This is a genomic window from Pseudomonas sp. CM27 (assembly GCF_013179515.1).
In the GTDB taxonomy this organism is placed as follows: domain Bacteria; phylum Pseudomonadota; class Gammaproteobacteria; order Pseudomonadales; family Pseudomonadaceae; genus Aquipseudomonas.
The window spans coordinates 4,840-8,698 of sequence record NZ_JABMCN010000253.1 but is presented as its reverse complement, the minus strand read 5'-3'; the positions used below and the strand labels follow the sequence as shown (position 1 = coordinate 8,698).

The 3,859-nt window shown below is 64.0% G+C and carries 3 protein-coding genes and 1 pseudogene; all 4 read left to right on the top strand.

Going from position 1 to position 3,859, the window contains the following annotated elements; all coding sequences use genetic code 11:
* Positions 1–129: pseudogene (locus tag HP547_RS24320) on the top strand (bifunctional succinylornithine transaminase/acetylornithine transaminase); the annotation flags it as partial.
* A 130-nt stretch (positions 130–259) separates the two neighbouring features.
* Positions 260–1,279 (top strand): arginine/ornithine succinyltransferase subunit alpha, encoded by a 1,020-nt coding sequence (aruF, locus tag HP547_RS24315; protein WP_172222371.1) that lies wholly within the window; start codon positions 260–262, stop codon positions 1,277–1,279.
* A gap of 78 nt (positions 1,280–1,357) precedes the next feature.
* Positions 1,358–2,386 carry an arginine N-succinyltransferase gene (gene astA / locus HP547_RS24310; RefSeq protein ID WP_172222375.1) on the top strand — a complete coding sequence of 343 codons (1,029 nt, stop codon included), beginning with the start codon at positions 1,358–1,360 and terminating at the stop codon, positions 2,384–2,386.
* Positions 2,387–3,850 carry a succinylglutamate-semialdehyde dehydrogenase gene (gene astD / locus HP547_RS24305; RefSeq protein ID WP_172222379.1) on the top strand — a complete coding sequence of 488 codons (1,464 nt, stop codon included), beginning with the start codon at positions 2,387–2,389 and terminating at the stop codon, positions 3,848–3,850.
* Positions 3,851–3,859 lie beyond the last annotated feature (9 nt).

The window sequence follows — 3,859 nt, the reverse complement described above, 5'->3', positions numbered from 1 at the left end:
GGTGTGATGGTGCTGCAGGCCGGCCCGGACGTGGTTCGCTTCGCGCCAAGCCTGGTGGTTGAAGATGCCGACATCGATGCCGGCCTTGACCGCTTCGAGCGCGCCGTGGCCACCCTGACCCAGGGCTGATTCACCTGCGTTCCCTTCGCCGGCCCCTGTCGTGACCGGGCCGGCGATAGCCGATTTCAGTGCAGGTGCCTGTGTGCCTGCCGTTTTTCCGTGCCGCCGTGAACGGCCCGTATTCCAAAGGAGTGACACCATGCTGGTGATGCGCCCCGCGCAAATGGCTGATCTGAACGAAGTGCAGCGCATGGCTGCAGACAGCCCCATTGGTGTCACCTCGCTGCCGGACGACACCGCTCGCCTGGGCGACAAGATCGCCGCTTCCGAAACTTCCTTCGCCGCCGAGGTCAGCTTCAACGGCGAAGAAAGCTATTTCTTCGTGCTCGAAGACAGTGAAACCGGCAAGCTGGCGGGCTGCTCCGCCATCGTCGCTTCTGCCGGCTACTCCGAGCCGTTCTACAGCTTTCGTAACGAGACCTTCGTGCACGCCTCGCGAGAGCTGAAGATCCACAACAAGATTCACGTGCTGTCGCTGTGTCATGACCTGACCGGCAACAGTCTGCTGACCAGCTTCTACGTGTTGCCGGAACTGGTGAGCAGTGGCTGGGCCGAGCTCAACTCGCGCGGCCGCCTGCTGTTCATGGCCGCGCACCCGGAGCGTTTTGCCGACTCGGTGGTCACGGAGATCGTCGGCTACAGCGACGAGCAGGGTGAATCGCCGTTCTGGGATTCCATCGGCCGCAATTTCTTCGACCTCAACTACGCCCATGCCGAGCGCCTGTGCGGCTTGAAAAGCCGTACGTTCCTGGCCGAGCTGATGCCTCACTACCCGATCTATGTGCCGCTGCTGCCCGATGAAGCGCAGGAAGCCATGGGCCAGGTGCACCCGCGCGCGCAGATCACCTTCGACATCCTCATGCGTGAAGGCTTCGAAACCGAGCACTACATCGACATCTTCGACGGCGGCCCAACCCTGCATGCGCGTACTTCGGGCATTCGCTCGATCGCGCAAAGCCGCGTGGTACCCGTGAAAATCGAGGAAGCTCCGGCCAAGGGCAGCCGCCCGTACCTGGTCTGCAATGGCCAGTTGCAGGACTACCGCGCGGTGCTGCTGGAGCTCGACTGGGTGCCGGGCAAGCCGGTCAGCCTCAGCCTGGCAGCCGCCGATGCACTGGGTGTGGGCGAGGGCGCGAGTGTGCGCCTGGTCGCGGTCTGAGGTCTGGCAACAGACGTTTCGGGATTGATGCGTTAGCAGAGTTTCGCGCCGGCAGACGCCGACGCTCAAGGAGATAGCATGATCGTTCGTCCTGTACGCAGCAGCGATTTGCCTGCGTTGATCGAATTGGCACGCAGCACCGGTACCACCGGGCTGACCACGCTGCCGGCCAACGAAGAACGCCTGGGGCATCGCGTTGGCTGGGCGGAAAAAAGCTTTCGCGGCGAAGCCGAGCGTGGCGACACCGACTACCTGTTCGTGCTGGAAAACGACGAAGGCCTGGTGGTGGGCATCAGTGCCATCGCCGGTGCCGTCGGTTTGCGCGAGCCCTGGTACAACTACCGGGTCGGCCTGACCGTCAGCGCCTCGCAGGAGCTGAAGATCTACCGCGAAATCCCTACCCTGTTCCTGGCCAACGACCTGACCGGCAACTCCGAGCTGTGCTCGCTGTTCCTGCGCAGCGACCATCGCTCCGGCCTCAACGGTCGCCTGCTGTCGCGTGCACGCATGCTGTTCATTGCCGAGTTCCCCGAGCTGTTCGGCAAGAAGATCATTGCCGAAATGCGTGGCATGTCCGACGAGCAAGGCCGCTCGCCATTCTGGGAAAGCCTGGGTCGGCACTTCTTCAAGATGGAGTTCAGCCAGGCCGACTACCTCACCGGCGTGGGCAACAAGTCGTTCATCGCCGAACTGATGCCCAAGTTCCCGTTGTACACCTGCTTCCTGTCCGAGGCGGCGCGTAGCGTGATCGGCCGGGTGCACACCGACACCGAACCGGCGCTGGCCATGCTCAAGCAGGAAGGTTTCAACTACCAGGGCTACGTCGACATCTTCGATGCCGGCCCGGCCATCGAATGCGAGACCGCCAGGATCCGCGCGGTGCGCGAAAGCCAGACCCTGGTGCTGGCGGTAGGCACGCCGGGCGATGACGCCACTCCATTCATCATCCACAACCGCAAACGCGACGACTGCCGCATCACTGCCGCACCTGCGCGGCTGGCTGCCGGTACCCTGGTGGTCGACCCGGCGACCGCCAAGCGCCTGCGCATGGGCGCAGGCGACAACGTGCGCGCCGTGCCGCTGTCTGCAAGCCGGGAGGCCCAGTAAATGACCACGCATTACATCGCAGGCAATTGGCAGTCCGGCCAGGGCGAACCCCTGCAGTCGCTGAACCCGGTGACGCAAGCTGTGGTCTGGCAAGGGCAGGGCGCTGACGCCAGTCAGGTTGACGCTGCCATCAAAGCTGCACGCCAGACCTTCCCGGCCTGGGCGCAACTGAGCCTGGAAGCGCGCATCGATGTACTGGAAAAATTCGCCGAGCAGTTGAAAACCCATGCCGAAGCGCTGGCCCAGTGCATTGGCGAAGAAACCGGCAAGCCGCTGTGGGAATCGGCGACCGAAGTCACCAGCATGATCAACAAGGTGGCGATTTCGGTGCAAAGCTATCGCGAGCGGACGGGGGAAAAAAGCGGCCCGCTGGCCGATGCCACGGCGGTGCTGCGGCACAAGCCGCACGGTGTGGTGGCGGTATTCGGCCCCTACAATTTTCCCGGCCACCTGCCCAATGGTCATATCGTGCCGGCGCTGCTGGCGGGCAATTGCGTGGTGTTCAAGCCCAGCGAGCTGACTCCCAAGGTCGCCGAACTGACCGTCAACTGCTGGATCGCTGCGGGCTTGCCGGCGGGTGTGCTCAACCTGGTGCAGGGCGCGCGCGAGACCGGCGTGGCGCTGGCCGCCAACGCAGGTATCGATGGGCTGTTCTTCACCGGCTCCAGCCGTACCGGCAACCTGCTGCACCAGCAGTTCGCAGGGCGCCCGGACAAGATCCTGGCCCTGGAAATGGGCGGCAACAACCCACTGGTGGTGGATGAGGTCAAGGACCTCGATGCTGCGGTATACACCATCATCCAGTCGGCATTCATTTCCGCTGGCCAGCGCTGCACCTGTGCCCGCCGCCTGCTGGTTCCGCAAGGCGCCTGGGGTGATGCGCTGATCACCCGCCTGGTCGAGGTGTGCAGAACCATCACGGTCGGCGCCTTCGATCAGCAGCCAGCACCGTTCATGGGCTCGGTGATTTCGCTGCAGGCGGCGCGGGCGCTGATCGCAGCCCAGGCCGAACTGGTCGCCAAGGGCGCCGTAAAACTCCTGGAAATGACCCAGCCGCAGGCGAATGCTGCGCTGCTGACCCCCGGCATTGTCGATGTCACCGCCGTGGCTGGGCGCCCGGACGAAGAGTTCTTCGGCCCGCTGCTGCAAGTGGTGCGCTATGTCGATTTCGACGCTGCCATCGATGAAGCCAACAACACTCAGTACGGCCTGGCCGCCGGGTTGCTGTCCGACTCACGTGCGCGCTATCAGTACTTCTGGCTGCGTAGCCGCGCCGGTATCGTCAACTGGAACAAGCAACTGACCGGTGCCGCCAGCAGCGCGCCTTTCGGTGGCGTGGGTGCCAGCGGCAACCACCGTGCCAGTGCCTATTACGCGGCCGACTACTGCGCTTACCCCGTGGCTTCGCTGGAGACCGCCAGCCTTGCCTTGCCGGCGACCCTCACGCCGGGCATCACCCTATAACAACAGGTC

What these genes read in the sequence shown, in the direction of transcription:
- astD (WP_172222379.1), top strand. Translation starts at nt 2,387, where the DNA reads ATGACCACGCATTACATCGCAGGCAATTGGCAGTCCGGCCAGGGCGAA.
- astA (WP_172222375.1), top strand. Translation starts at nt 1,358, where the DNA reads ATGATCGTTCGTCCTGTACGCAGCAGCGATTTGCCTGCGTTGATCGAA.
- aruF (WP_172222371.1), top strand. Translation starts at nt 260, where the DNA reads ATGCTGGTGATGCGCCCCGCGCAAATGGCTGATCTGAACGAAGTGCAG.